The 26,818-nt window shown below is 60.0% G+C and carries 23 protein-coding genes; 9 read left to right on the forward strand and 14 right to left on the reverse strand.

What is annotated here, in order from left to right:
* Positions 1–253 precede the first annotated feature (253 nt).
* Both KUW67_RS12675 and KUW67_RS12680 read left to right on the forward strand, forming a co-directional pair.
* Positions 254–874, forward strand: a complete 621-nt coding sequence (locus tag KUW67_RS12675; protein ID WP_224825689.1) for a lipopolysaccharide biosynthesis protein — start codon at positions 254–256, stop codon at positions 872–874.
* The gene (locus KUW67_RS12680) at positions 871–2,151 is read left to right on the forward strand and encodes a polysaccharide pyruvyl transferase family protein (RefSeq protein ID WP_224825690.1); all 1,281 of its coding nucleotides are present in this window, start codon (positions 871–873) and stop codon (positions 2,149–2,151) included. The genes KUW67_RS12675 and KUW67_RS12680 overlap by 4 nt, the downstream gene beginning before the upstream one ends.
* Here the strand turns inward: KUW67_RS12680 and KUW67_RS12685 are convergent.
* Together KUW67_RS12685 and KUW67_RS12690 are read right to left on the reverse strand one after the other, a co-directional pair.
* A complete protein-coding gene (locus tag KUW67_RS12685; protein WP_224825691.1) occupies positions 2,148–3,305 on the reverse strand; it encodes a glycosyltransferase in 1,158 nt (385 codons plus the stop codon). The genes KUW67_RS12680 and KUW67_RS12685 overlap by 4 nt on opposite strands.
* Positions 3,292–4,719 (reverse strand): mannose-1-phosphate guanylyltransferase/mannose-6-phosphate isomerase, encoded by a 1,428-nt coding sequence (locus tag KUW67_RS12690; protein WP_224825692.1) that lies wholly within the window; start codon positions 4,717–4,719, stop codon positions 3,292–3,294. The genes KUW67_RS12685 and KUW67_RS12690 overlap by 14 nt, the downstream gene beginning before the upstream one ends.
* A 356-nt stretch (positions 4,720–5,075) precedes the next feature.
* On the opposite strand from KUW67_RS12690, the gene KUW67_RS12695 reads away from it, so the two are divergent.
* Positions 5,076–6,086, forward strand: a complete 1,011-nt coding sequence (locus KUW67_RS12695; protein ID WP_224825693.1) for an alpha/beta hydrolase — start codon at positions 5,076–5,078, stop codon at positions 6,084–6,086.
* Here the strand turns inward: KUW67_RS12695 and KUW67_RS12700 are convergent.
* The 4 genes from KUW67_RS12700 to KUW67_RS12715 form a co-directional block, all read right to left on the reverse strand.
* Positions 6,083–8,311: a xanthine dehydrogenase family protein molybdopterin-binding subunit gene (locus KUW67_RS12700; protein ID WP_224825694.1), complete on the reverse strand. Its 2,229-nt coding sequence runs from the start codon at positions 8,309–8,311 to the stop codon at positions 6,083–6,085. The genes KUW67_RS12695 and KUW67_RS12700 overlap by 4 nt on opposite strands.
* A gap of 2 nt (positions 8,312–8,313) precedes the next feature.
* On the reverse strand, positions 8,314–8,775 hold the full coding sequence (locus KUW67_RS12705; RefSeq protein ID WP_224825695.1) for a (2Fe-2S)-binding protein: 462 nt from the start codon (positions 8,773–8,775) through the stop codon (positions 8,314–8,316).
* A gap of 157 nt (positions 8,776–8,932) precedes the next feature.
* Positions 8,933–9,145 carry a hypothetical protein gene (locus KUW67_RS12710; RefSeq protein ID WP_224825696.1) on the reverse strand — a complete coding sequence of 71 codons (213 nt, stop codon included), beginning with the start codon at positions 9,143–9,145 and terminating at the stop codon, positions 8,933–8,935.
* A 629-nt stretch (positions 9,146–9,774) separates the two neighbouring features.
* On the reverse strand, positions 9,775–10,713 hold the full coding sequence (locus KUW67_RS12715; protein WP_224825697.1) for a D-amino acid aminotransferase: 939 nt from the start codon (positions 10,711–10,713) through the stop codon (positions 9,775–9,777).
* Positions 10,714–10,869: 156 nt separating this feature from the next.
* Between KUW67_RS12715 and KUW67_RS12720 the strand changes: the two genes are divergently transcribed.
* From KUW67_RS12720 to KUW67_RS12740, 5 genes are all read left to right on the forward strand, one after another.
* Positions 10,870–12,117 carry an ABC transporter substrate-binding protein gene (locus tag KUW67_RS12720; protein WP_224825698.1) on the forward strand — a complete coding sequence of 416 codons (1,248 nt, stop codon included), beginning with the start codon at positions 10,870–10,872 and terminating at the stop codon, positions 12,115–12,117.
* 74 nt (positions 12,118–12,191) lie between these two features.
* Positions 12,192–13,067: a carbohydrate ABC transporter permease gene (locus KUW67_RS12725; protein ID WP_224825699.1), complete on the forward strand. Its 876-nt coding sequence runs from the start codon at positions 12,192–12,194 to the stop codon at positions 13,065–13,067.
* Positions 13,064–13,945 carry a carbohydrate ABC transporter permease gene (locus KUW67_RS12730; RefSeq protein WP_224825700.1) on the forward strand — a complete coding sequence of 294 codons (882 nt, stop codon included), beginning with the start codon at positions 13,064–13,066 and terminating at the stop codon, positions 13,943–13,945. Before KUW67_RS12725 ends, KUW67_RS12730 begins: the two co-directional genes overlap by 4 nt.
* 3 nt (positions 13,946–13,948) lie before the next feature.
* A complete protein-coding gene (locus tag KUW67_RS12735) occupies positions 13,949–15,064 on the forward strand; it encodes an ABC transporter ATP-binding protein (RefSeq protein ID WP_224825701.1) in 1,116 nt (371 codons plus the stop codon).
* Positions 15,061–15,738, forward strand: a complete 678-nt coding sequence (locus KUW67_RS12740; RefSeq protein WP_224825702.1) for a D-lyxose/D-mannose family sugar isomerase — start codon at positions 15,061–15,063, stop codon at positions 15,736–15,738. Before KUW67_RS12735 ends, KUW67_RS12740 begins: the two co-directional genes overlap by 4 nt.
* Positions 15,739–15,817: 79 nt before the next feature.
* Here KUW67_RS12740 and KUW67_RS12745 read toward each other — a convergent pair whose 3' ends face one another.
* From KUW67_RS12745 to KUW67_RS12755, 3 genes are all read right to left on the reverse strand, one after another.
* Complete coding sequence (locus KUW67_RS12745) at positions 15,818–16,663, reverse strand: NgoMIV family type II restriction endonuclease (protein ID WP_224825703.1); 846 nt, start codon at positions 16,661–16,663, stop codon at positions 15,818–15,820.
* Entirely contained in the window at positions 16,663–17,634 is a 972-nt protein-coding gene (locus KUW67_RS12750) for a DNA cytosine methyltransferase (protein ID WP_224825704.1), read from the reverse strand. The genes KUW67_RS12745 and KUW67_RS12750 overlap by 1 nt, the downstream gene beginning before the upstream one ends.
* A 372-nt stretch (positions 17,635–18,006) precedes the next feature.
* Complete coding sequence (locus KUW67_RS12755; RefSeq protein WP_224825705.1) at positions 18,007–19,044, reverse strand: Gfo/Idh/MocA family oxidoreductase; 1,038 nt, start codon at positions 19,042–19,044, stop codon at positions 18,007–18,009.
* 96 nt (positions 19,045–19,140) lie between these two features.
* Between KUW67_RS12755 and KUW67_RS12760 the strand changes: the two genes are divergently transcribed.
* A complete protein-coding gene (locus tag KUW67_RS12760) occupies positions 19,141–20,370 on the forward strand; it encodes a YbiU family protein (protein WP_224825706.1) in 1,230 nt (409 codons plus the stop codon).
* Between the two features lie 76 nt (positions 20,371–20,446).
* On the opposite strand, the gene KUW67_RS18390 is transcribed toward KUW67_RS12760, so the two are convergent.
* The 5 genes from KUW67_RS18390 to KUW67_RS12780 all read right to left on the reverse strand — a co-directional run bounded on the left by KUW67_RS18390 (position 20,447) and on the right by KUW67_RS12780 (position 26,784).
* Positions 20,447–20,581, reverse strand: a complete 135-nt coding sequence (locus KUW67_RS18390) for a hypothetical protein (RefSeq protein ID WP_255596825.1) — start codon at positions 20,579–20,581, stop codon at positions 20,447–20,449.
* Positions 20,578–21,864 carry a c-type cytochrome gene (locus KUW67_RS12765; protein ID WP_224825707.1) on the reverse strand — a complete coding sequence of 429 codons (1,287 nt, stop codon included), beginning with the start codon at positions 21,862–21,864 and terminating at the stop codon, positions 20,578–20,580. The genes KUW67_RS18390 and KUW67_RS12765 overlap by 4 nt, the downstream gene beginning before the upstream one ends.
* Before the next feature lie 25 nt (positions 21,865–21,889).
* A complete protein-coding gene (locus KUW67_RS12770) occupies positions 21,890–23,116 on the reverse strand; it encodes a formate dehydrogenase subunit gamma (protein ID WP_224825708.1) in 1,227 nt (408 codons plus the stop codon).
* Between the two features lie 85 nt (positions 23,117–23,201).
* Complete coding sequence (fdh3B, locus tag KUW67_RS12775) at positions 23,202–23,795, reverse strand: formate dehydrogenase FDH3 subunit beta (protein WP_224825709.1); 594 nt, start codon at positions 23,793–23,795, stop codon at positions 23,202–23,204.
* Positions 23,796–23,808: 13 nt separating this feature from the next.
* Positions 23,809–26,784, reverse strand: coding sequence for a formate dehydrogenase subunit alpha (locus KUW67_RS12780; protein ID WP_224825710.1), 2,976 nt, complete (start codon positions 26,782–26,784; stop codon positions 23,809–23,811).
* Positions 26,785–26,818: the final 34 nt, after the last annotated feature.

Consider the following 26,818-nt stretch of genomic DNA (forward strand, 5'->3'; position numbering starts at 1 on the left):
CTTCTCGCCGTGGCTCTTACGTGTTCCGGGTTTCTGTCTCATCTCCACTCCTTGGTGGTTACGATGTGCCAGAAACCCTCTCTTATCAAATCAACCTAAACTGTCCCATTGGTGCTGACGTCAGACACTCTACACGACCGCGGCTCTGACAAGTGTCATCGCCGCATTCATCCTCTCTGCCGGCACGATCCGCCGAACGCTCCCCGCTGCGATCAAAACCAACGACCTCGCGCCCCTCGCCACAGGCCGTGCATTGGCACTCGTCACTTTCGGCTTCCTCGCCAGCCAGCATATCGACGTCCTGCTCACCGGCCTGCTCTCCGATCCTACCGACACAGCCCTTGTCCGCGTCTCCGCCCGCTTGGCCGAGATGTTGGGCCTCTTGCGCATGGTTGCCGTCCTGCATTTCAAACCCAAACTTGCTGCTGCTTACGGCCAGCAAAACCGCGCGCAACTGATCGCCCAGACCCGAAGCCTGACGCTGATCTTCAACGCCTCTGGCCTCCCGCTCTTCACGCTGCTCTGGCTCCTCGCGCCCCAGCTTCTGACACTTTTCGGGCCTGAGTTCACCGCCGCCGCCCCCGTTCTCCGCCTCTACCTCATCGCTGTCGGTCTCACGCTCCTTGCTGGCCCCTGCACGCTGCTCCTCACCCTTTGCGACGCCGAAAAAACAGCCGCGCGCATCCTCTGGATCGCCCTCGCGGTAAACCTGATCCTCGATCTGATCCTGATCCCAAAATTCGGAGCCATCGGCTGCGCGAGCGCCAACATCGCTGCCCTCGCAATGCTCAGTGTCCTCGGCATCCGCGCCACACGCCGCCGCACTGGCATCGACCCCTCTTTCCTCGCTCTCCTCAGAAAGGACCCGACATGACCCCTCTCAAAGCCGCCCTTAAACCCCACGCTTGGCGTGCCTCCGACGCTATGCTGCGCACCATCGCGCCACCCACGTTTGCCCACGCCGCCAAGCACAAAAAGCGCCGCGCCCCGCATATTGCTGTCCTCATCACCTCCGGCGCAGGCAGCGTCGGTGACGCGGCGATGACCCACGCTGCCGTTCAGGGCCTGCGCAGCACGCACCCTCATGTGCGCATCACGCTCATCAGTCATGAACCCGGCGATGCTGACAGCTATGCCTATCTGAAAACCGAACACCTTTGCCTCAAAGGCTACTTCGCCCGTGTGCCATCGCCCAAAGCCTGCCGCGCCCTTGGTGCGCTGTTTGGCACCTGCACTGATTTCGTGGTGCTTGGCGCAGATATTCTTGATGGCCGCTATTCCGAGTCCCGTAGCTTCCGCCGCCTCTACCTGGCCCATATGGCCCACCGCCTTGGCGTGCGCGCCCATATCACCGGCTTCAGCTTTGCCGAGGCTGCGAACCCGCGCATCGTTACATGGCTCGCTCAACACGGCCGCGCCTTCAACATCTTCTGCCGCGAGCCGCTCTCTGCAGCCCGTGTCTCCAAGATCATCGGCAAGCCAGTCGAAAGCGGCGCCGACATCGCCTTCCTTTTGCCGCTGCCCGCCCATTGCGACATCTCTGCCGCCCAACGGGCCGAGCGTCTGATGGCCGACTGGCGCGATCAGGGCCGTCGCGTTGTTATCCTCAATGCCAACCCCCTCAGCCTGATCGCCGAACGTCCGGATATCGACCTGGCAACAGCCGCCCGCGCTTATGCTGCCGCCATGGCGGCTTTGTCGCGCAAGACCCGCGCTGCGATCCTGCTGCTGACCCATGACAACCGTCCCGCCCATTCAGACGCGCAGTTCATGGCCCAGATCGCGGTCCACCTGCCCGAGGATATCCCCTACCACTTTGTTCCCGAGACGGTGCGCCCCACCGATATCAAGCGCCTGTGCCATCTTGCCGACCTCGCCATCACGGGGCGCATGCACCTTGGCATCGCGGCGCTGGGCGCAGGCACGCCTGCGATGATCCTCGACTATCAAGGCAAGGTCCGTGGCCTTCTGGGCCTGTTCTCTCTGCCCGAGCTGGCCTTCACCCCCGCCGATCTTCTCGAAGCCACCGCTTTCGCCGAGGCCGCCGCCAAACATCTCGACGCACGCGAGACATTGGCGGATCGGATCGACGCACATCTACCGAAGGTGAAAGCTCTGTCCAGAAAAACAGTTGAGGTGGTGCGCGCCTAAACGCCCGCCACTTCATATATCAGCCCGCGCAATTCCTCCCGGAACCGCTCTGCACTGAACTGCAGCGCGTTCGCGCGGCAGTCTTCGGCCCGGATTACGTGGCCCTCCGCCTCGAACGTATCCACCGCTGCCAACAGCGCCTCCCGCGTCTGTTCAGAAAACCAGACCCCTGTCGGCGCGCTCTCACCCAAAGGCCGCACGGTTTCCGCCGTGCCGCCTGCATCCAGACAAATCACCGGCGTGCCGCAAGCCTGCGCCTCCACCGGAACAATCCCGAAATCCTCTTTCGCGGCAAAAACAAATGCCTTGGCGCGTTGCATCTCGGCCCGCATCCGGTCTGCGTCCACATAGCCGCAAATCTCAACATTCGGTCCCGCGAGTCGACGCACCTCGGCCATATCCGGCCCGTCGCCCAGCACCCGCAGCTTCAGATGCGGGCGTTCCGCAAAGGCGGCCACAATCATCGGAATGCTCTTATATGGCACCATCCGCGAGGCCGTCACATAGACATCCTCCCGCGTGTCCCCCATGGTAAACGCAGACGTATCCACCGGCGGATGGATCACCACCGCCTCGCGCCGGTAAACCTTCTTGATCCGCTTCGCGATAAAGGCCGAGTTCGCCACAAACGTGTCCACCCCAGCCGCCGTGCGCGCATCCCACATCCGAAACCGGTGCATCATCCGCCGCGCAATCGCACGCTTGAGCGGAGCCGCAATCCCGCCCATCGCCCCGATATACGCATGGCTCAAATCCCAAGCATAACGGGCAGGGGAATGCACATAGCCGATATGCACCTGCTCTGGCGAGGTAATCACCCCTTTCGCGAAGGCCGCCGAGGAGGACAGCACCACGTCATGCCCCGTGACGTCGAAAGCCTCGACCGCGCGGGTGCAGCCCATCAGCAAATTGCGATAATACCGCTGCACCATCGGCAACCGGTTCAACCCGCTCGCATGCACCGGCACGCCCAGCGATACCTCCGCCCGTTCGGCGTCGGTCAGAAAATCGAATGTCGTGAAGATTTCCGAGTTCGGACAGACCCGCACCATATCGGCCAGCACCCGTTCCGCCCCGCCGATCAGTGGCAGCCAGTCATGTACAATCGCCGCCCGCGCACTGACAGGCGGCAGCGACAGGTCATCCCCGCGCATAATTATCCTCATAGCGGACGATATCGTCCTCGCCCACATAGGCGCCCGTCTGCACTTCGATCAACACCATCGGCACTTTGCCGGGGTTCTCCAAACGGTGCTTGGCACCCACTGGGATATAGACAGACTCGTTCTCGGTAATCAGCCGCACCTCATCGCCCAAAGTCACCTTCGCAGTCCCCTCGACCACGATCCAATGCTCCGAGCGATGGACATGGCTCTGCAAACTCAGTGCCGCCCCCGGATGCACCGAAATCCGCTTCACCTGAAAGCGCGGTCCCGCCATCAGGCACTCAAACCAGCCCCAGGGCCGGTGATCTTTCGCGGCCTGTTCCGCCTGCGCAGCACCCTTTGCTTTCAGCACCTCAACCGCGCGCTTCACATCCTGTGCGCGGCGCATGTCGGCCACCAGAACCGCATCCGGCATCGCGACAACCATGATGTTTTCCAGCCCGATCCCAACAACTTCCTGTCCTTCGGCCTCGGCCCGCAGCAATGTCTCGGAACACTCGATCGCCTCCGCCGGTCCCGAGGTCACTACCCCACCACCGCTTTCCCGCCAGACCGCATCCCAGCCGCCCAGATCAGACCAATGCGCGTCAAACGGCACGACCGCCAGATTGTCCGCCTTCTCCATCACGGCATAATCGACCGACACATCGCGCAAGCCCGACCAAGCGGTGGGCGCCAACCGCAAGAACCCCAGATCAACCTCGGCCTGTGCGACCGCCGCTTTCACCGGGGCCACCAAATCCGGCGCATGCGCCATGAACGCCGCAATGATGTCATCGACCGCGCAGAGGAAAATACCCGCGTTCCAAAGATACCGCCCTTCGGCCAGCATCGCCTTCGCCGCCTCCGCATCTGGCTTTTCGACAAACCGCGTCAAAGGCATCGCGGCACCTGATCCGTCGCACGCCTCTGCCAGTTCCAGATAGCCATAGGCCGTCTCTGGATGCTGCGGCGTGATCCCGAACGTCACAAGCGCCCCATCTGCAACCGCCGCCATCCCTTTGGCGACAGCTTTGTGAAATGCGCTGACATCCGGCACGACGTGATCTGATGGTGCCACCAGCATCACCGCCGACGGATCCTTTTCGGCCAGATGCAACGCAGCCGCCAAAATCGCAGGCGCGGTATTCTTCCCTTCCGGCTCGATCAAAATCGCGCCCGGATCAATCCCGGCCTCCGCCAGTTGCTCGGTCACGATGAAACGAAAGTCCGAGTGGGTCAGCACTGTGGGACGCGCAAAATGCAGCCCCTCAGCGCGCCCTGAAAAGCGTTTTGCCGAGGCCATGAACAGGCTCTCGTCGCCCACCAATTGCACGAATTGCTTGGGATAGCTCTTGCGCGAGAGCGGCCACAACCGCGTGCCAGAGCCGCCACATAATAAAACCGGATAGATCGTCTGCATGATCTGCGCGCACCTCTGCCTTCCCGCATTAACCCTTCGGCCAGAACGGTTAATCAGGCGTTAACCTTGCAGACAAAAGCCCGGTTTGGAACGAAAAAGCCTCGTTTTGAGCGCGTAAATGCGCCTTTGGTGGGAAAACTGTGTGCGCGCGCGTGCAACAAGTTGGGCAAGCAGAGCCCGCAACAGGCAAATTTCATGACCGCTCAAATCCTAACAAGAGTTGTTTTCCAATTCTTGGCCTGACTGCCACGGCTGGGGTCGAGATTGGCATGTCGTTCTAAGGGCTTGCATCTTTCCCTCGGTCCGCGTCATGCCCATATACCGGGCAGGACAGGCGCAACGGCAAGGCTTCCCCCATGAGACGAAACTGGCGCAGACCGCTGACGCTTTTGGCCGTGAGCGTGACCCTGCTTGGCATCGCGCTGTTGATGCGTCTGGCCGATCACGACCTGGCGGATCGCCAGCAAGAGCCCTTTACCTTCACCGCAGGCAACACCCAGCTCGCCGGAACCCTCTGGCGGCCCGATACCCCCGCCCAGGCCGCCGTCATCCTTGTGCATGGCGACGGCGCGCAAGACCGCAGCTCCGCCGGTGGCTACGCGCCTTTTATCAACACGCTGCTCGACGCAGGCATCGCTGTCGCCGCGTGGGATAAGCCGGGTGTTGGCGGTTCCACTGGCAACTGGCTTGATCAATCCATGCAGGACCGCCAGATCGAGGCCCGCGCCGCCCTTGCCACCCTCGCAACCCGCGCCGACACCCCGGTCGGAGCACTCGGCTTTTCTCAGGCCGGTTGGGTGCTCCCCGGCCTCAACGCACCGGAGGCCGCCTTCCTCGTGCTGATCGGCCCCGCGGTCTCATGGCGCGATCAGGGCGCCTACTACACGGCCACCCGGCTTGCGCGCGAAGGCCGCTCCGCTGCCGAGATCACTGAAACCCTCGGACGTATTGCTATCGAAAACGAGGCCACTTTCGGCCCCACCGCAGCCTACGATCCCACCACCAACCTGACGGAGGATCGCTGGGCCTTTATCCAGCGCAACCGCGATGCCGACGCGCGCGCCGATCTGGCGACGCTCACCATCCCGCTGCTCGCCATATGGGGCGCTGATGATCTGAATGTGGATGCCCGAACCGACGCCGCGATCTACCGCGCCACGATGCAAACCCCACATCCTGCCACGCGGATCGAGATCCTTCCGAACGCCACCCACGGCCTTCTGAAATCAGGCCCGTATAATTGGCACCTGACCTCCGACTGGCCGTGGCACGCCCAAGCCCGCTTCACCATCGACGGCCGCTATGCTTTTGCACATGGCGCGCTTGACCGCATCACCGACTGGATCACGACCACTGCCGCGCCTTAAACGAAATCCACTGATTTGTTCAGCGGAAGCTCCCTGATCCGCTGCCCTGTTGCTGCGAAAATCGCGTTCGCAAGGGCCGGGGCGGCGGGCGGCACGCTCGGCTCACCAATACCGCGCAGCGCGTCTGTCTCCAGCGCGCGCACTTCAATTTCGGGCGTCTGATACATCCGTATCCCCGGATAGCCGTCGTAATTCGTCTGCTCGGCCATGCCGTCCGAATAGGTTAGCTCCGACATCATTGCGTGACCCAAACCCCAGATCACGCCGCCTTTGACCTGATTGTCGAAATTCACCGGGTCAATCACCCGGCCCACTTCGCAAGCCACATAAACCTTGTCCAATCGGATGCCGCGATCCGTCGCCGTGACCTCGACGACCTCCGCCGTCGGCACGCCGAACGACAAGGTAAACGCCACGCCGCGTCCGCGCCCCCCGGGCAATGCCTCGCCCCAGTTCGACATCTCGCCCACCGCCTCCAACACGCGACGCGACGGTTCGTGCCAGCATAGCCGCAAGCGCTCTTCCAACGGGTCGGCCCCCGCCGCATGGATCACCTCGTCCAAGAAACCTTCGTGCAGAAACCCGTTGCCCGACGCGCCCACCGACCGCCACGAGCTGACAGGCACCATGGGCGGCACTCGGTAGCCTGTCACGCGGTAATCGGGGATGGTGTAAGGCTGGTCCCAGGCCCCGGCCACGATTGCCACGTCCGGTCCCATCGCAGGCTGGCCCAAACGCCCCAGCTGAGACGCCGCCACAGACGGGGCAGCGATCCCCAGATCAAAGCCCGTCACCTGACCGCCCGAGACCGCTCCACGCGCCCGCGCCATCTGCAAAGGCCTTGGGAAATCGTGGCTCATATCCTCCTCGCGAGACCATGTCAGCTTGATCGGGACGCCCGGTTCGGCCATCGCCAGTTCAACCGCTTGCAGAACATAGTCATCCTCCAAGCGCCGTCCGAAACTGCCGCCCGACACCAGCACATGCACATGCACCTGTGCGGCATCCAAACCGGCAAGTTTCGCCGCATTCACCTGCATGAAGCGCGGGATTTGCGTGCCGGTCCAGATATCCAACCGCCCGCCATCCAGCAGCACCGTCGCTGTCATCGGCTCCAGCGGGGCATGGGCCAGATAAGGGATGCGATATTCGGCCTCGACCGCGACCTCCATCGCCTCCACATCGCCGTCATCCCTGAACTGGCTGTCCTGCCGGTCTGCTGTAAAGCTTGCCGCGACCTGATCCCACATGGCGGCGTCATCCGAAGGGTAGGGGGCCTCCCCCCACTCGAACGTCACAGCCTCCGCCGCCTGAAACGCGCGCCAGGTGTTATCGGCTAACACGCCAACCCCGCCGGTGATCGGCACGACCCGCTTCACACCGCTCATGGTCTCGGCCTCTGTCGCGTCATACGAGACCATTTCGCCGCCCATGCGGGGGTTACACTTCACTGTCGCATGGAGCATTCCGTCCATTTGCAGATCAATGCCGTACTCCTGCGTGCCGGTGGATTTCGCAACGATATCAATCCGCTGCATGTCCTTACCGATATAGCGCCATTCAGACGGATCCTTGAGCGCAACATCCTGAACAGTCTCAATCCCGGCGGCCTGAGTGGCCAAGGCCGTATAGGCAAGCGTCCCGCCATCGGGCAGCACAACTGCGCCGTCCTTGGTGCTTAGCTGGTCCACGGGAATGCCTGTTTCCTCGCTCGCCGCCCGCAGCAATGTCGCCCGCGCCACAGCCCCTGCCACGCGCAATTTCTCGAACGCATCCGGCACGGTCGACGACCCACCGGTTAGTTGCAGCCCCAGCAACTTGCCCGCCACATCTGCTGCCCCGCGCCCGGTGCGTGCGATCAGTCGATCATCCGTGGCCGCCAGCGGAAACCCTTCCGCCGCCACGGTGCCGTTATAATACGCCGCCGATGGCACGCCCGGATCGGCGGTGATCTGATCCAGCCGCACGTCCAGTTCTTCCGCGATCAAAGCGGCTTGCACCATGTAGGCGCCTTGTCCCACCTCGGCGCGCGGCGTGATCAACGTGATCCCGTCCGCGTCGATCTTCACATAGGGCGTCAGCGCTGCCTCGCCTTGCGCCAGCCCCTCTTCCAATGGGTTCTTCACCGGCTTGCGATAGGTATAGACGCCAAACGCGACGCCCCCGATCACAGCCGCCGAGCCGATCAGGAATGTTCGTCGCGCAATCGTCTTCAAACGTCCCATGCTCACGCCTCCTGCAGCTTGGCGGCGGCGGTTTTCACAGCCGCGCGGATACGCGGATATGTCCCGCAGCGGCACAGATTGGCCGACATCGCATCGTCAATTTCGTCGTCTGTGGGGGAGGGGCTTTCGGCCAGCAAAGACGCCGCGAGCATGATCTGTCCCGACTGGCAGTAGCCGCATTGCCCCACCTGATGCTCGACCCAAGCCGCCTGCACCGCATGCAATGCCTCCGGCGTGCCAAGCCCTTCGATCGTGGTCACCTCTACGCCTTCCGCATCCGCCGCCCAAACCTGACAGGATTTCGCGGCAACGCCATCCAGATGCACCGTGCACGCCCCACATTGCGCAATCCCGCAGCCGTATTTCGGCCCCGTGATCCCCAATTCGTCGCGCAGCACCCAAAGCAGTGGCATGTCCTCTTCGACATCCACCTCATGCTCGGTTCCGTTGACCTTCAGCTTCATGGCAACCTCCCTGGCTTTGGATAAAGTTAGAGAGTCTTACATGAATGTAAACCGTCTCGTTCAGCCATACCTCGCGTCAAATAAAGAAAAGCACGGACCGATTTCTCAGCCCGTGCCCCTGCCTGCCCCCACGGCAGATCCTCACCCAGTGGTCGTCTCAGGCGGCCTTGCGATCCACATCGTAGACCAAAGACATGACCGGTGCAGTCTTTCGCACAGTGACGAAAAGCGGGGTCGGACGAACCCTGCGCTCTTGGCGGCGCATTTTTTGATCCGCGATGTAGAACAGGTTATCCTCGCGATGTTCGAGGGTGGCCAAAGCACGGATACGGCGTTCCCGGGCGAGATCAACAAGGTTGGTTGCAGACATTTTTTGGTCTCCTTGGCAGGTGAGTGGTGAGCAAATTGAGTGTGGTCGTGAGTGGCGGGGCGATCGTCACGCCGCAGTGCATCCGTCGGGGTACGCCAGGACGCGAGAAACAAAGTAAACGCCGGTCGCCGTCCGCAATTTACGTGCGCGGTTCCGATACTCGGAAAGCGAGATCACTTCGGCGGATTGATTGCGCGGTGCCGCGTGGCGAACAGGTGTCTGGCGTGATGGAAAGTGTAGAATGGTGCTTTGCATTTTAGGACCCTCGGTTTCATACGTTCATCAGATCAGGATGGCCTGTCTCGCGTATTCTCACGGGAGTAATCATACGATAAGCCGGGTATCTAACCCTTTGGCTTCACTCGGAAACAGGCCACGATTAGCGCACTGGTACGTTCACAAACTGGCCCGCGACTTTCGCGGAGGGGGCGCTTTGCAGAGGGCTCATCACCGTAGTTCTTCAGGTGGTAAGCGATCTTTTTTATCGCGCCATGGTTGTATGATGTATGAGGAAATCAGACAAAAATCGTATAATTTTATGGCTTTTTTGAGGTTCTTCATCAAATAGACACAAAAAAGCCAGCCCTGACCGATTCAGATCATGAAAAAGCCACTGAATGAGGCGCGTCTCAGCGCAGCGCGTGTCTTTCCGCCACATGCGCCGCGATCAACTCTTTATACAAAGCCCTGATCCGCCGCGTGACCGGCCCCGCGCTGCCGTTCCCAATCGGCTTGCCGTCTATCTCCGCTACCGGCGTCTGCGCCCCGAACGTTCCGGTCAAAAACGCCTCATCCGCCGCATAGGCGTCAAACAACGAATTATTCCGCTCAAACACCGGGATCCCGTTCTCGCGACACAGATCAATGACCTTCTGCCGCGTCACCCCGTTCATGCAGTAATCCCCGGTCGAGGTCCAAACCTCTCCCTTCTTCACAATAAAGAAGTTGCACGCATTGGTCGTGTTCACAAACCCATGCGGGTCCAGCATCAGCCCTTCCTCCGCGCCTGCTTGTTCGGCCTGCAAACACGCGATCACGCAGTTCAGTTTGGAGTGCGAGTTATACTTGGCATCCTGAGACATCGGCAGCCCGCGCACCTGGGGCACCGTGGCCAGCCGGATGCCACGCTCCTGCACCCGCTCTGCAGGGCGCGAATGCTCCATGATGATCGCCACCGTCGGCCCGGATCGTGACAGCGACGGATGCTGAAACGGCTTCACCTTCACCCCACGTGTCACCATCAACCGACAATGCACATCCGTGTGCATCCCGTTGGCATGCGCCAGCGCCTTTAGCGCATGCAAAACCTCGTCCCGCGACATCCCGATCTCCAGCGACACTGCCTTACAGCTGCCAAACAAGCGGTCCATGTGATCGTCAAAGAACGCCCAGACCCCGTCATAAAGCCGCAGCCCCTCCCACATGCCGTCACCCAGCATAAATCCGCTGTCATAGATCGACACGACGGCGTCCTCGCGCGCAACGATCTTGCCGTTAAGCCAATATTTTAATTGGGAATTCCGCGCGTCTTCCTCGGCATCATGGGTGGTGGCTGTGTCCTGGCTCATCACACGGGTCCTTCGAAATTTTCTATTGACCACTACACCAGCGCCTAGTGAGAATAACAACCAGCCAGCGGACCTTATCCGTTGACTCGCTAAAAGCCGTTAGCGATAACACAGCCAGCCAACAGAATTATCTGGGCACTAATGGGAGGAATATCAATGAAATCCGTACGCGGACTCAAACTTACTGTGTCTGCCGCCATCATGGCCGCAGCCGCAACCACCGCGACAGCATCCGATGTGGAAGTGCTGCACTGGTGGACATCGGGCGGTGAAGCTGCCGCTCTGAACGTTCTCAAAGAAGACTTGTCCGGCAAAGGCGTCGGCTGGCAGGACATGCCCGTCGCCGGTGGCGGTGGCGAAGCTGCCATGACCGCCCTGCGCGCCCGCGTGACCGCTGGCAACGCACCGACCGCCGTTCAGATGCTGGGCTTTGACATCAAAGACTGGGCAAACGAAGGCGTGCTCGGCAACCTCAACGATGTCGCCGCCGCCGAAGGCTGGGACGACGTGGTGCCTGCCGCGTTGCAGGAATTCTCCAAGCATGACGGCAACTGGATTGCCGCCCCTGTGAACGTCCACTCCACCAACTGGGTCTGGATCAACAAATCCGCTCTGGACGCTGCGGGCGGCAAGGCACCCGAGACGTGGGAAGAAATGGTCTCCGTCATGGAAGCCATGAAAGAGAACGGCATCACGCCGCTCGCCCACGGCGGTCAGGCCTGGCAGGACGCCACGCTCTTTGATGCGGTCGTGCTGTCCATGGGCAACGACTTCTACAAAGCCTCCATGATTGATCTGGATCCCGAAGCCTTGGGCGGTGAGCAGATGGTTGAGGTCTTCAACCGCATGGCGACCCTGCGCTCCATGGTTGACGACAACTTCTCGGGCCGCGACTGGAACCTTGCCTCCGCCATGGTCATCAACGGCGAAGCCGGCATGCAGATGATGGGCGACTGGGCCAAGGGTGAATTCCTCAAAGCCGGTCTGACAGCCGAAGAAGACTTTGTCTGCATCCGCTTCCCCGGTACCCAAGGGTCGGTCACGTTCAACTCCGACCAGTTCGTGATGTTCGACATCGAAGAAGGCGGTGACGCACAGCAGGCGATGGCAGCCTCCGTGATGGATCCGGGCTTCCAGTCTGCGTTCAACGTGGTCAAAGGCTCTGTCCCTGCACGCACAGATGTGCCGAATGATGACTTCGGCTATTGCGGCAAGAAAGGCATGGCGGATCTGGCGGAAGCTGGCTCCAATGGCGGCCTCTTTGGCTCCATGGCCCACGGTCACGCGGCCCCGGCTGCTGTGAAGAACGCCGTCTATGACGTCGTCACAGCCCACTTCAACGGCGAGTTTGAAGCCGAAGAAGCAGCTCAAGAGCTGGTGAACGCTGTCGAAGCCGCGATGTAAATCGCTTTCGGGTGGCGGGGGATAACCTCGCCACCCAATGCTGCTGCTAGGATACCCCCCATGAAAGTTAAGGCATGAAAGACCGCCTCCAGGAATGGGTGCCGCGACTGGTGCTTGCCCCAAGCTTCTTGCTGGTGCTGCTCTTTGTCTACGGGTTCATCCTTTACACCGGCTACCTGTCCATGACCGACAGCCGGATGCTGCCCTCCTACGGGTTCGTCGGGCTTGAGAACTACCAAAAGCTGTTCGCCCTGCGCCACTGGAACACGGCCCTCACGAACCTCGCCATTTTCGGCATCCTTTATATCCTCATTTCCTCGCTCCTCGGCCTGTTTCTGGCGATCCTGCTCGATCAGAAAATCCGCGCCGAAGGACTGATCCGCCCGATCTACCTCTATCCCATGGCCCTCAGTTTCATCGTCACCGGCACCGCTTGGAAATGGTTCCTCGACCCCGGCATCGGCCTTGAAAACGTGATGCAGCAATGGGGCTGGGAGAATTTTGAGTTCAACTGGATCAAGGACCGCGATTTTGCGATCTACACCGTTGTCCTCGCCGCCGTCTGGCAAAGCTCCGGCTTCGTCATGGCGATGTTCTTGGCCGGGCTCAGAGGCGTCGATAACGAGATCATCAAAGCCGCCCAGATCGACGGTGCGTCGGGCTTCCGCATTTACCGCAAGATCATCATCCCGATGATGCGCCCCGTGTTCCTGTCCGCCTTCGTGGTCCTCGCCCACCTTGCCATCAAAGCCTATGACCTTGTCATCGCGCTCACAGGCGGCGGGCCGGGCCGGGCCACCGAACTGCCCGCGACGTTCATGTATTCCTACACCTTCACCCGCAACCAGATGGGCATCGGCGCGTCGTCCGCCATCATCATGCTGATCATGATCTTCTCGATCATCGTGCCGTATCTCTATTCCGAGCTGAAAAGCGGGGAGCAGAAATGAGCGCCCCCTCCCAAGACAACGCCGTCAAAGGCTCGATCATCACCCGCGCCATCATCTACGTGGTGCTGATCCTCTTCGTGATCTACTACCTGCTGCCGCTCTACGTGATGCTGGTCAACTCGGTCAAACCGCTCGAGGAAATTCGCTCAGGCAACATGATGGAGTTCCCTAAAGTCTGGACGCTGGAACCCTGGCGCGCCGCGTGGTCCTACGCCCAGATCGGCGTCGAACCTTCCGGCCTGCGCCCCTATTTCATCAACTCAATCCTCATGGTCGTCCCCGCCGTTCTGCTCTCCACGATCCTTGGCGCGCTCAACGGCTACGTACTTACCAAATGGCAATTCAAGGGCCACGGCATCGTCTTCGGCCTGCTGCTTCTCTCCTGCTTCATCCCGTTCCAGATCGTCCTGATCCCCATGGCCCGCGTGCTGGGCTTCCTTGGCATCTCAGGCACAATCCCCGGCCTCGTCCTCGTCCACCTGATCTACGGTATAGGTTTCACGACGCTCTTTTTCCGCAACTACTACGCGGCCTTTCCCACCGAGCTGGTGCGCGCGGCGCAAATCGACGGGGCAGGGTTCTTCCAGATCTTCTGGCGTATCCTGCTGCCCAGCTCGGCCCCCATCGCGGTTGTCACGATCATCTGGCAGTTCACCAACGTCTGGAATGACTTCCTCTTCGGCGCGTCCTTCTCGGACTTTGACTCCGTGCCCATGACCGTCGCGCTGAACAACCTCGTCAGCAGTTCCACCGGCGTCAAAGAATACAACGTCCATTTCGCAGGCGCGATCCTGGCAGCACTTCCCACCCTCATCGTCTACATCGTCTCCGGGCGTTACTTCGTGCGCGGCCTTATGGCCGGTGCCGTCAAAGGATAAACCATGGCCTCGCTCACCATCGAAAACCTCCGCAAGAACTACGGCGCGACCGAGGTGCTCAAGGGCATCGACATCGAGATTGACGATGGCGGTTTCCTCGTTCTCGTCGGCCCGTCCGGTTGCGGCAAGTCCACGCTTCTGAACACCATCGCGGGGCTAGAGGAAATCACCTCTGGCGATATCAAGATTGGCCCCAAATCCGTTTCCGGCCTGCACCCCTCCAAGCGCGACATCGCGATGGTGTTCCAAAGCTACGCGCTCTACCCCAACATGACCGTCGCCCAGAACATCTCTTTCGGGATGGAGATCCGCGGCATCGACAAATCCGAACGCGAGGCCGCAATCCAAAAGGTCGCCGACATGCTCCAGATCGGCGAGCTTCTGCACCGCAAGCCCAGCCAACTCTCCGGCGGCCAACGCCAGCGCGTCGCCATGGGCCGCGCCCTTGTCCGCGACCCGCAGGTCTTCCTGTTTGATGAGCCGCTCTCGAACCTCGACGCCAAGCTCCGCGTCGACATGCGCACCGAGATCAAGCGCCTGCACCAGCGCATGGGCACCACCATCGTCTACGTCACCCACGACCAGATCGAAGCCCTCACCCTCGCCACCAAAATCGCCGTCCTCAAAGACGGCTACCTCCAGCAATTCGGCACCCCCGCGGAAGTCTATAACGACCCCGAAAACATGTTTGTCGCCGATTTCATGGGCTCCCCCTCCATGAACCTGATCGAGGCCACGGTCCGCGAAGAAAACGGCAAAGCCGCCATCCAAATCGCAGGCGACGGGGCAGGGGCCGGCGACATCACGCTGCCCGCCAACACCCCCGGCCTGCGCGATCATATGGGCGGCAAGGTCATGTTCGGCATCCGCCCCGAGGCCCTCACCGACCCCGAAGGCGCCGACCGTACCGGCGCGGACATCATCCAGCAGGACTGCCTGATTGAGGTGGTTGAGCCCGCAGGCTCCGACACCTTCGCCGTCACCCGCCTCGGCGGGGTCGAGGCCATCGCCCGCCTGCGCGCCGACGCCGATATCCACGCAGGCCAAACCGCGCCCTTGGCCTTCAACATGACCAAAGCCGTCTTCTTCGATCCCAAAACCACGGCCCGCATCCGATGAAACGCTCCCGCATCAACGAAATCCTCCGCGAGGGCGACGCCTTCATCCGCTCCCACGGCTATGTCATGCCCCCCTTCGCCTACTGGTCCCCCGAAGAAATGGCCAAACGCGGCGCAGGCCTCATCAAAGACCGCGGAATGGGTTGGGACATCACCGATTACGGGGCAGAGCGCTTCGATGAAATGGGCCTCTTCCTCTTCACCACCCGCAACGGAGACGCCGCCGATCTGGGCGCCGACCGAGGCATGCTCTACGCCGAAAAGATCATGATCTCGCGCCGCGACCAGCTCAGCCCCATGCACCGCCACAACATCAAGGCCGAGGACATCATCAACCGCGGCGGCGGCAAACTCGTCCTCGAGCTTTTCGCCTCCGCGGAAGACGGCTCCATCGACCGCACCTCCGACGTGACCGTGCCCGTGGACGGAGAGCTGCGCACCCTAGACGCCGGAGGCCTCCTCAAACTCGACCCGGGCGAAAGCGTCACTCTCATGCCGGGTATCTGGCACGCCTTCTGGGGCGAAGGCGCGGATGTGCTGATCGGAGAGGTCTCCACCGTCAACGACGACAAGACGGATAATATCTTCGAGATGGATATCGGGCGGTTTGCGACGGTCGAGGAAGACGAGGCCCCGGTGCATCTGCTGGTGTCGGATTATGAGGGATGGCTCTGAAGTTTCGAAGGATCAGATTTTGAAGGTCGACCGTTTGATCTAAAGGTTCTTCTATTTCTGGCGATACAAGCAAATGACTCTAAGTCACCAAGTCGAGTGGCAAGTCCGAAATATCTCTTAGCCGTTTGCCTTCAACCATAGTATCAAGCAGTTCGAGTGTTTCTTCGCGATCCTGGTCAATAAGCGCATTTCTTAATTCGTAAAGCGCGAAATGATAGACGCAATCGATATCACCTGTACCAAGTGCTAGCGACGCCACGCGCCCTGGCGTCGGTTCGCCTGTTATAACGGCGATATGAGGTAATCGCCCTTTTCGGTTGCGCACTAGGTTCAAGCCTTCCGAGCGGGCATTCTGCGCCCGGTCACTGCGCAATGTCCATTTGCAGCTGATTGAGGCGTGTAGAATTTCAAGTTGCTGATTTAGACCCCGAAGACTGGAAAGCCTTGCACTATCCGTATCGACCAAGGGGCCTTCGGCATTGATTACTTCATCGGATTCAGGTGCGCGTGTCACAACAATATCTGGTTTGATCAGGTAGTCCGAACCAATCGCTGTGGCGATCTCCCGATTGGCTTTAGCGATTGCTTCAAGATCATCCAGATGCGCATATTGGTCGAACAGCGCGATACCACCACCCTTGTTTACGGTGAAACTCCCGGGGCGTAAATGATGCATTCGTTCAAAGCAAACACGGACAAAGCTCGCACATACGCTTTCGAAGTCTGCGCCAGCGGTTTGACCCGGTAGTTTTGCCGCTGTTATTGCCGGACCAAGTTGATCAACGATGCAATTTGCTATTTCACGACTTGGCTTTGACGCCTTATCAGCATTGCTGGGTACACCTAAAGTGCTTCTGGTAAGTATTCCTTCAAGAAGAGTTGCATGAAACTCGCGCCTCGCCTTGGTGAGCCATGCCTCGACCATCAGGCCACGACCTGAATAGACTTCCGCAGGGAAATAGCTTCCCTGATTTTCAGAGCGACAGCTTCAGCTACCGGAGGCGGGAAGGCATTCCCGACTTGACGGTAGGCTGGGGTTTTCTTTCCAGAAAACTGCCAATCATCTGTAAAACCCTGAAGTCTTGCTACCATACGTACGGTCAAACGCGGCATCCCAACAAAGTCATACGCTGGGGCTTCGTTCGCAATACCCTTCCCGTCAACGCCAAGCGTCGCCCACGCCCGTTTCGCCCGAGTTGGTCCCAAGTCAGGACCCCCGTGTTTTTTTGAACCTCCAACAACGGTCGGTGCAATTTCGTCAGCTTGTTTGCTCCATTGTGCAGCGCCTTTCCAGCCATCTTCCGCCATTAGGTCGTATAGTGTTTCACCAACAGTTCGAGGTGATACACCGGACGAAACTGGCCAAGAAAAATTTTCGGATAAATCCTTACGGATTGCGACGATCACCACACGAGGGCGCAACTGTGGGACCCCAAAATCTGACGCATTGAAAAGGTGCCAGTCGGTTTGATAACCTAGTCTATCAAGTTGGCGTTTTAGCTGTTGCCTGTAGTCAGCAAATACTGCGTCAAGGAAACCCCGCACGTTCTCTATCATCACCGCCTGCGGTCTAATCTCATCGACCAAGCGCATGGCTTCTGGAAAAAGGTTTCGCTCATCTGCGTGGCCAAGTTGCTTTCCTGCTACAGAGAAAGGTGGACAGGGTAGACCTCCGGCAAGCACATCAACGCCGCGAAATGGTCGTCCATCAAATTTAGTTAAGTCAGCCTGCTCATCGTTCAGCACGTTCCAAGAAGGACGGTTGAGTAACAGGGTGTTTCGGCAATGCTGATCAACTTCTACCAGCGCCTCGTGGTTAAACCCTGCGCGCTCCATCCCGAGAGCTTGTCCTCCGGCGCCTGCGCAAAGTTCGACAGATGTGAGATTCGACTGCATCGAGAACCCTTTCTCTCAGATCATAGACTTGTGGGGGACTGCTTAAAAGGCACTACATCTGGTTTCTTTGAGTTTAGTTAGCGTATGGTGTCAGAGGATACTATCGTAGGTTTCTTTACCGAGCTGTTAAGTGGATGAAAGCCGCACAAAATTCATTGCCTATGCATTCACGCGTTTCCCTACAACACCACCCGTTCCCCAGCCTTCACTCCCACCTCGACCCCTGCAATCGTCATGCGGACCTCGGACGGCGGTACAGGCGGCGTACCTCCGTCAGCAAAATGGCTGAACAATTCGCCGATCCCCAACCTGTATGCACAAGATATGTACGCTGTATGTACAGTATACGTACACGATCTGCACACGCCACCCCTACAAAATTACGCGCTGACCCGTCTCCCCGGCCTTTACCCCCGCCTCGATCACTTCAATCGTCATGCGGGCCTCGGCGGGCAGCACCGGCGGCGCCCCTCCCTCCTCAATCGCCTTCCGAAGACGCACATAAATCTCATGCTGCGTCCCCGGCTCCGTAGGGTATATCTCATTGATAACCTTACCATTTCGGACGCGGCTCAACGTCCCGAACCGCTCTTTTGGCTCCACGCCGAAGCCTGCATCCAGCGGCGTCATCCCCTCGCGCAGTTGCGGCTCCTGAATGTCCATATGGTACTTGCGATACGCCCCCTGATCCCCTTGCACGACGTATTTCGTCCGGAAATCCGGGCTCACATAGCTGCAATACACATGCACCCGCAACGCCCCCTCATACCCCATCCGCAAGAAGAACGTATCCGCCACTTCCCCTTGATTTCGTTGGATAATTACCTCGCCCTCAACCCATTTCGGACGCCCGAAAAGCACCAAGGCTTGGTCCACTTGATGCGCCCCCAGATCATACTGCACGCCCACCCCCGGCGCCGCCCTCTCCTGCCAGCGATCCTGCGTCTCACCCTTGTAAAACTCGAAATGCGATTGAAAACATTGGATATTTCCCAATGCCCCTTCATCCCGCAACTTCTGCAAGGTCAGAAAATCCCCGTCCCAGCGCCGGTTCTGAAAGCACGTCAAAATGCGCCCAGCCTTCTCCGCCGCCGCAATCATCGCATCCGCATCCGCCACCGTCGCCGCAAACGGCTTGTCCACGATCACATGCTTGCCGGCCTCTAACGCCTTGATCGCCAACGGCGTATGCGTCGGCGTGGGTGATGCCACGATCGCCAGATCAATCGCCGCATCCGCGAACATGTCCTCCGGCGTCGCATAGACCACAGCCTCCGGATGATCCACCTTCACCGCCTCGGGTTTCGAGGACGCGACGCCATGCAACTCAATCCCCGCCGCCGGTAAAAGCGGCGCGTGAAACACCCGACCCGCCAACCCATATCCAACGATCCCTGCTTTGACGGCCATGGCGCATCCTCCCTCGCATCATTTCGTTAGCGGTATCATCGCGCTCTTGACGCCGAATGCAACGCTTTCCAAGGTGAGGGCAGGGAGGACCGAAAAATGGACGAAGAACTCAAGGACTACATCCGCGCGACCAAAGCGCATCTGAAGGGCCTGACGGACGTCAAAGCGGCGTTTGAGGACGTAGCAGAAGCCATGGCCAAAGAGGTCGCCATCATCCGCGAGACCCAGGACAAGGGCGGCAGCGTGATCCCCGAAATCCAATACGCCGACATCGAAAGCGGCGCGGTCACCGACGACCAGATCGCCACTCTCAAACATCGCGGCTGCGCCATCGTGCGCGGCGTTTTCCCCCGCGACCAAGCCGAGGCGTGGAACCGCCAAATCGGTGAGTATATCGAAGCGAATGACTACCTGACCCGCGCCAAGGAAAAGGCCGGGATGGACACATATTTCGCCGATCTCAAAGACGGCGCGCCGCAAATCTACGGGCTTTATTGGTCCAAGCCACAGGTCGAGGCGCGCCAGGCCGAAAGCATGGCCCTCACCAAGCGTTTCCTGAACCGGCTCTACGATGTCAGCGGACCGATGGGCGACGAGTTCGACCCCGATCAAGACTATGCCTATGCCGATCGCACCCGCCGCCGTGAGCCTGGCGATACCACCCTTGGCCTGTCCCCGCATATGGATTCAGGCAGCTACGAGCGCTGGGTCGACCCGGCCTATCAGAAAATCTATGCCCCCATCTTTGAAGGGAACTGGCGCGATTATGACCCGTGGAAAGCCACCTTCCGCACCCAAACGCGCGAGTATGAATCGCCCGCTGTCTGCTCCATGTTTCGCACGTTCCAGGGCTGGACCGGTCTGACCAGCCAAGGGCCAGAGGACGGCACGCTGTCGCTTCTGCCCATCGCCAATTCTGTCGCCTACTTCCTGCTGCGCGCCTTGCAGGATGACGTCGACGACGACGATCTTTGTGGCGCCAAACCCGGCCGCGCGCTGGGGGCCACCAAGCAATGGCACAGCGATATCCTCAAGGGGCTTGTCAGCATCCCGACCGTTCACGCAGGCGATACGGTCTGGTGGCATCCCGACGTCATCCACGCCGTCGCGAACGAACATAACGGGTCCGACTACGCCAACGTGATCTATATTGGCGCGTCCCCGAAATGCCCCAAAAACGAAGCCTATGCGCGCAAACAGGCGGCGAAGTTCCTTGAAGGCCGCTCGGCTCCCGATTTCGCGGCTGAAGACTATGAAGTGGATTTCAAAGGGCGCGCCACGCTTGATGATCTGACAGAGCTCGGCAAGGCACAGATGGCGCTCTAGGCCACTGTGGATTTCGAGTATTTGGGCAAAGATGAAGACCAACCCTGGCTTTCATCTTTGTTCAAATACTCAAAAATCAATCGAGCCGGACATTTCCGCTGGTCGGCGTCGTGTTGGCCTGCTCGGCCGTGAAGCCCAGCTCACCCAGCACGAAATACGCACCGACGGAAATCACACCCATCGCGACAAAGGCAAGCAACATGGTTTTCATGGTCGGTCCTCCCCACCCGCGGTGGCTCCGCGGAGATATGTAATCAGGTCTTTTCGATCCTGTTCGGCTGTGATGCGCTGCATGGGCATCTTGCTGCCCGGTATATAGTGATCGGGGCCGAGATCGAAAAGGGCGTTAATGCTGTCCTCGTCCCAGATGATGTCTGATCCGGTCAGCGTGTCTGAATAGCTGTAATCGGCGACCGTGCCCGCAGGCCGCCCGAATACCTTGTAGAGCGTCGGCCCCGCGCGCCGCGCGCTTCCGGGCGTCAGCGTGTGGCAGATGGAGCATTTGCGGGCGAATTGGCGCTCGCCATTGCTCATCTCGTCGGGGTCTTTCAGGAACTCCCGCGTCTCAGTTGTCATTTGGCCATGCTCGGTCAGCGTCTCCAGCGGCCAGCTATACATCGCGTCATCCAGTCCGCCTGCATGGATGTTCGCGCCATCGGCTGAAAAGCTAAGCGCCCAGACAGGGCCTTGAGCGGTCGCGCGGTAATCGCGGGCGATGCGCCATTCGACGCTATCAATCACCATGATGAAGCCCTCGCCGTCGCCCACGGCAATACGGCTCATCTCCGGGTTCGCGGCCATGGCCAGCACTGGGCGACGGTCCAGCGTGAAGTCCGCTACTTGCGCGTCAGTGGCCAGATCCAGCACCCGGGTGACCCCATCGACCGCGCCATAAGCCAGCCAGCCCTCAGCCTCGTTCAGAACCAACTGGTTGATCCCGAAGCCATGGCGCAGCAGCAGGCGTTTCGCCTCTCCTGTCGCCACGTCCCAGACCCTCAGCGTGCCATCCGTCGAAGCGGAATAGAGCAGGGTGCCGTCGGCGCTGAACGCCACATCGTTCACGCCTGCGGTGTGACCTTCCAGAAAGATCGGATCGGCCCCGCCGAGCGACCACAACCCGATCGTCCCGTCCCAACTGGCCGAGGCCACGCGCGTGCCAGACACCGCCAGCGCCATCACTTTGCCCTGATGCGCGCCCAGCTCGCGGGCCACGCCGTCGTCCCACAGCAACACGCGGAAATCGTCGCCTGCGGAAACCAACCGCGTGTCGTCCACGAAGCGCACGGCTTTCACAGCCGCCTCATGGCCCTCCAGCCAGACAGGCGTCGTGCCATCCCAAAGCCCGACCGTGTTGTCAAAACTGGCTGTCGCGATCTGGCCCGTGGGCGAGACCGCGACCCCCATGACAGGGCCGCCATGGCCCTTGAGGGTAAAGAACCCGTCCGCCATCCCGAAAGACGGCAGACAGGCCAATGCGAAAGCAAGAAGCCGCATTATTCAGCCCGTGCCAGCAGGCACATCATTCTGCCGGCGTCGCTGCACCTGATTTCGGGGGGATCTTGCCCTTTTCCTCCATTTCCTCGACCCAAAGGCCGTGGTGCTCGCGCGCCCACTGCTCTTCGACCTCGCCGGTGCCCATTGCATCATATGCGCCTTCCATGCCCACCGAGCCCAGATAGATATGGGCGATGATGATGATCATGAAGACAAACGCCACAATGGAATGCCACGCTTGTGCGAACTGCATTTCTTCATGCGGGGCCATCACCTCGGGCAGGGTGCCCAGACCCAGAAGGGCAGGGATGCCGGTATCGTTCAGGATCTCGAAGGTCTTGGCAAACATCGGCAGCTCAAACGGGAAGAGCAGCGACAGACCCGAGGCCGAGATCGACACACCCAGCACAACGCAGGACCAGAAGATCATCTTTTGCCCCGCGTTGAATTTGCGTGCCGGCGGGTGGACATCTTTGGAGAACAGACCGCCCCCCACCGCCAGCCATTTCAGGTCGTGACGGTTCGGAATGTTATGCACGATCCACATCACGGTGATCATGATCAGGCCAAGCATGAAGGCCCAAGCCACATTGTTGTGGACCCATTTGCTGACCATCGCGAGCCAGGCAAAGCTCTCCTTGCCGAAGAGCGGGATCAGCGCGACCCGCCCGAAAAGCGAGATCAGGCCGGTGATGCCCAGCAGGATAAAAGAGCCTGCAAACAGCCAATGGCCAAAGCGCTCGACATTGGTGAAGCGCAGGATTTTGTTGCCGGTTTTCTCGCCATCAATGCGGATGCGGCCGCGGATCAGATAGAATAGAACCAGCAGACCCAGCATGCCCAGCATGCCATAGCCGCCCCATGTCAGCAGGGGGCCTTCGCGAAACTGTAGCCATGCCATGCCGCGATCCTGGATCAGGACACCTGCGGCGGGTTGTTGCGTAGACACGGTCACATCCGCCGTGCCGAAACGCAGCGCGCGGTAAACTTCGCTGTCGGACGCGCCACCAAGCGTGCCCAGCTGGTTGGCCACATTGGCCGCATTCAGCGGATCGCCTGTCAGCAATTCGCGGGTCGCGTTGGGAACGCGCTCACCGTTCTGGCGGGCCATGATATCGGCCAGTGTCGGGGCGCCACCCGTAGCGGCGCGTGTATCATCAACGGGCGTATCAGTCGTTGTCGCGGCGTCCTGAGCGGGCGCGACAGAGGCAAGAGTTATCGTCAGCAGTAGGGCGATAAAATTGCGAAGCATGGTTTTATACCTGATCCTGTTGGGGGAAGGTCGGAAGGGCGGCCCATCATAGGCCGCCCCTCATTTCTTGTTATGTCAGAAGACGTTAGCCGTCTTTCTGGTCGTAGGCTGTGCCCCAGCCCCACGCGCCCGAGCCGAAGCCACGGGCGACAACACGCTCGCGGTAGATGCCGGACACAACGTCCCCGTCACCTGCCAGCAGCGCCTTGGTGGAGCACATCTCGGCGCAGATCGGCAGCTTGCCTTCAGCGATACGGTTGCGACCGTATTTGCTGAATTCAGCTTCCGAGTGGTTCTCTTCAGGGCCACCGGCGCAGAAGGTACATTTGTCCATCTTGCCGCGGGAACCGAAGTTGCCAGCCTGCGGATACTGCGGCGCGCCAAACGGGCACGCGTAGAAGCAGTAGCCGCAGCCGATGCACAGGTCTTTGCTGTGCAGAACCACGCCTTCTTCGTTCTGGTAGAAGCAATCCACCGGGCAGACGGCCATGCAGGGCGCGTCTGAACAGTGCATACACGCCACCGAGATCGAGCGTTCGCCGGGCGAGCCATCATTGATGGTCACGACACGGCGACGATTGATGCCCCAGGGCACCTCGTGCTCGTTCTTACAGGCCGTCACGCAGGCATTACACTCAATGCAGCGTTCGGCGTCGCAGAGAAACTTAGCTCTTGCCATGTTTCAAGTCTCCTTAAGCTGACCAGATTTTGCAGAGAGTGGCTTTCGTCTCCTGCATCTGGGTCACTGAGTCGTAGCCATAGGTCTGAGCAGTGTTCGTGCTCTCGCCCAACACATACGGGTCTGCACCATCGGGATACTTGCTCCGCTGGTCCTCGCCCTCGAAGTGGCCGCCAAAGTGGAAGGGCATAAACGCAACCCCTGCGCCGACCCGTTCGGTGACCATGGCCATAACCTTGACCTTGCCGCCTTCGGGGCCTTCGACCCACACTTGTGCACCATCCCGCACGCCCAGATCATTCGCATCACGCGGGTTGATCTCGACGAACATGTCCTGCTGAAGCTCAGCAAGCCACGGGTTGGAGCGGGTTTCATCCCCGCCACCTTCATATTCGACCAGACGTCCCGAGGTCAGCACGATCGGATAATCCTTGCTGAAATCGTTCTTCTGGATCGACGCATACATGGTCGGCAGACGATAGAATTTCCGGTCCTCGTAGGTCGGATAGTCTGCCACCAGATCGCGGCGGTTTGAATAAAGCGGCTCGCGGTGCACAGGCACCGGATCGGGGAAGGTCCACACAACCGCACGGGCTTTCGCGTTGCCGAAAGGCGCACATTCATGCGCAATCGCAACCCGCTGAATACCGCCCGACAGGTCAGTCTTCCAGTTTACCTTGGCCACCTTGTCGTCGAAGTCGGACGGGAAGGGCGACATGCCCGCCTCGCCAACTTCGTCCTGACCTTTCTGGAATTCGGGGATCCCCGCAGCGCGCGCGATGGCGGCCTTTTCCTGATCAGTCAGTTCGGTGTGCCAGCCCAGATCTTTCAGCATCTGGTAGGTAAATTCAGGATATCCGTCCTGAATGTCCGAGTTCTTGCTGTAGACGCCTTCGGCCAGAAGGTTGTCACCGTCCCGCTCAACACCGAAACGCGCACGGAAGGTGAGACCACCCTCAGACACAGGCTTCGACATATCATAGAGGTTCGGCGTGCCCGGGTGCTTCATCTCGGCAGTGCCCCAGCACGGCCACGGCATCCCGTAGTAATCCCCGTCAGCAGGGCCACCGATGGCTTGCAGCGTCGTTCTGTCGAACGTGTGCTGGTTGGCCATATGCAGCTTGATCCGCTCAGGCGACTGACCGGTGTAACCCACCGTCCACATGCCCGCGTTGAATTCGCGGGTGACGCTTTCGATGTTGGGTGTTTCGGCATCTTCCATCTCGATATTGCGGAAGAGACGATCCCCAAAGCCAAACTTGTTGGCCAGCTTGGCGATGATGACGTGATCGGGCTTGGACTCAAAGAGCGGGTCCATGATCTTGTCGCGCCACTGGATCGACCGGTTCGAGGCCGTGACAGAGCCACGCGTCTCGAACTGTGTCGCTGCGGGCAACAGATACACACCGTCTTCACGGTCATGCAGGACAGCCGACACAGTCGGGAACGGGTCGATCACGACCAGCATGTCCAGCTTTTCCATCGCGGTCTTCATCTCTTTCATCCGCGTTTGCGAATTCGGAGCGTGACCCCACAGAACCATCGCGCGAACGTTGTTCGGCTGATCCATGTTTTCCTTGTCTTCAAGGATACCATCAATCCAACGCGACACCGGAATACCGGTGAGGTTCATCAGGTTCTTGTCTTTGCCGTCAGCGGCTTTGACTGTCTCGAACTGGCCTTTCAGCCAATCAAGGTCTTCGTTCCAGACACGCGACCAGTGCGCCCATGCGCCTGCGGACAGGCCATAATAGCCGGGCAGGGTGTGGGACAGAACACCAAGGTCCGTAGCGCCTTGCACGTTGTCATGGCCGCGGAAGATGTTGGTGCCGCCGCCTTCTGCGCCCATGTTGCCAAGAGCCAGTTGCAGGATGCAGTAGGCACGGGTGTTGTTGTTACCCGTGGTGTGCTGCGTTCCACCCATGCACCAGATCACGGTGCCGGGGCGGTTGTTCGCCAAGGTCCGGGCCACGCGCTTCAGCTGAGAACCAGGCACATCCGTGACGCGCTCAACCTCTTCAGGGGTCCACTTGGCGACCTCTTCCTTGATCTGGTCCATGCCCCAGACACGGGTGCGGATGAACTCTTTGTCTTCCCAACCGTTCTCGAACAGGTGGTAGAGAATACCCCAGACCAAAGCGACGTCCGAGCCTGGACGCAGACGCACATATTCATCCGCATGGGCGGCCGTGCGCGTAAAGCGCGGGTCGCACACGATGACGGGCGCGTTGTTCTGCTCTTTCGCCTTCAGCAGGTGCAGCAGCGACACCGGGTGTGCCTCAGCCGGGTTGCCGCCGATGATGAAGATCGCCTTGGAGTTATGGATATCGTTGTAGCTGTTGGTCATGGCGCCGTAGCCCCATGTATTCGCAACACCCGCAACGGTGGTCGAGTGGCAGATACGTGCCTGGTGATCCACGTTGTTTGTGCCCCAATAGGCGGCAAACTTACGGAACAGATACGCCTGCTCGTTATTGTGCTTGGCAGATCCCAGCCAATAGACACTGTCAGGGCCGCTTTCTTCGCGGATCTGCATCATCTGATCGCCGACCTCGTCAATGGCCTGCTCCCACGAGATGCGCTTCCACTCACCGCCCTCTTTCTTCATCGGATATTTCAGACGGCGCTCGCCATGGGCGTGCTCACGGACCGAGGCCCCTTTGGCGCAGTGTGCACCAAGGTTAAAGGGGCTGTCCCAGCCGGGCTCTTGCCCTGTCCAGACACCGTTGGACACTTCTGCAATGACGGTGCAACCGACCGAGCAGTGTGTACAAACCGATTTCACCAAATCCACCGCCCCGTTGACAGCACCTGCTGCCGAGGCTTGTGTCACCGTGCCGCCCGTTGCACTGATCGCGGCAAGGCCACCAATGGCCAGACCCGATCCGCGCAGGAATGTGCGGCGATCCACTGATGTCTCAGCGGCTTGTGACAGGATACTTGTCCGCTGGGAGCGTCGCGCAACCCCGTTGGTCTTTTTCCTAAGCATTTCAATTCTCCCTTGCTGGCACTGCTTGCGCAGG

This window comes from Cognatishimia sp. MH4019, assembly GCF_020177595.1.
In the GTDB taxonomy this organism is placed as follows: domain Bacteria; phylum Pseudomonadota; class Alphaproteobacteria; order Rhodobacterales; family Rhodobacteraceae; genus JAHTBL01.

Bases quoted from the DNA above. Each gene is read 5' to 3' on its own strand.
- fdh3B (WP_224825709.1), bottom strand. From the start codon at position 23,795: ATGGCAAGAGCTAAGTTTCTCTGCGACGCCGAACGCTGCATTGAGTGT.
- KUW67_RS12780 (WP_224825710.1), bottom strand. From the start codon at position 26,784: ATGCTTAGGAAAAAGACCAACGGGGTTGCGCGACGCTCCCAGCGGACA.
- KUW67_RS12760 (WP_224825706.1), top strand. From the start codon at position 19,141: ATGGACGAAGAACTCAAGGACTACATCCGCGCGACCAAAGCGCATCTG.
- KUW67_RS12770 (WP_224825708.1), bottom strand. From the start codon at position 23,116: ATGCTTCGCAATTTTATCGCCCTACTGCTGACGATAACTCTTGCCTCT.
- KUW67_RS12700 (WP_224825694.1), bottom strand. From the start codon at position 8,311: ATGGGACGTTTGAAGACGATTGCGCGACGAACATTCCTGATCGGCTCG.
- KUW67_RS12735 (WP_224825701.1), top strand. From the start codon at position 13,949: ATGGCCTCGCTCACCATCGAAAACCTCCGCAAGAACTACGGCGCGACC.
- KUW67_RS12715 (WP_224825697.1), bottom strand. From the start codon at position 10,713: ATGAGCCAGGACACAGCCACCACCCATGATGCCGAGGAAGACGCGCGG.
- KUW67_RS12725 (WP_224825699.1), top strand. From the start codon at position 12,192: ATGAAAGACCGCCTCCAGGAATGGGTGCCGCGACTGGTGCTTGCCCCA.
- KUW67_RS12705 (WP_224825695.1), bottom strand. From the start codon at position 8,775: ATGAAGCTGAAGGTCAACGGAACCGAGCATGAGGTGGATGTCGAAGAG.
- KUW67_RS12730 (WP_224825700.1), top strand. From the start codon at position 13,064: ATGAGCGCCCCCTCCCAAGACAACGCCGTCAAAGGCTCGATCATCACC.
- KUW67_RS12710 (WP_224825696.1), bottom strand. From the start codon at position 9,145: ATGTCTGCAACCAACCTTGTTGATCTCGCCCGGGAACGCCGTATCCGT.
- KUW67_RS12745 (WP_224825703.1), bottom strand. From the start codon at position 16,663: ATGGTCGAGGCATGGCTCACCAAGGCGAGGCGCGAGTTTCATGCAACT.
- KUW67_RS12680 (WP_224825690.1), top strand. From the start codon at position 871: ATGACCCCTCTCAAAGCCGCCCTTAAACCCCACGCTTGGCGTGCCTCC.
- KUW67_RS18390 (WP_255596825.1), bottom strand. From the start codon at position 20,581: ATGAAAACCATGTTGCTTGCCTTTGTCGCGATGGGTGTGATTTCCGTC.
- KUW67_RS12750 (WP_224825704.1), bottom strand. From the start codon at position 17,634: ATGCAGTCGAATCTCACATCTGTCGAACTTTGCGCAGGCGCCGGAGGA.
- KUW67_RS12765 (WP_224825707.1), bottom strand. From the start codon at position 21,864: ATGCGGCTTCTTGCTTTCGCATTGGCCTGTCTGCCGTCTTTCGGGATG.
- KUW67_RS12690 (WP_224825692.1), bottom strand. From the start codon at position 4,719: ATGCAGACGATCTATCCGGTTTTATTATGTGGCGGCTCTGGCACGCGG.
- KUW67_RS12755 (WP_224825705.1), bottom strand. From the start codon at position 19,044: ATGGCCGTCAAAGCAGGGATCGTTGGATATGGGTTGGCGGGTCGGGTG.
- KUW67_RS12695 (WP_224825693.1), top strand. From the start codon at position 5,076: ATGAGACGAAACTGGCGCAGACCGCTGACGCTTTTGGCCGTGAGCGTG.
- KUW67_RS12685 (WP_224825691.1), bottom strand. From the start codon at position 3,305: ATGCGCGGGGATGACCTGTCGCTGCCGCCTGTCAGTGCGCGGGCGGCG.
- KUW67_RS12720 (WP_224825698.1), top strand. From the start codon at position 10,870: ATGAAATCCGTACGCGGACTCAAACTTACTGTGTCTGCCGCCATCATG.
- KUW67_RS12740 (WP_224825702.1), top strand. From the start codon at position 15,061: ATGAAACGCTCCCGCATCAACGAAATCCTCCGCGAGGGCGACGCCTTC.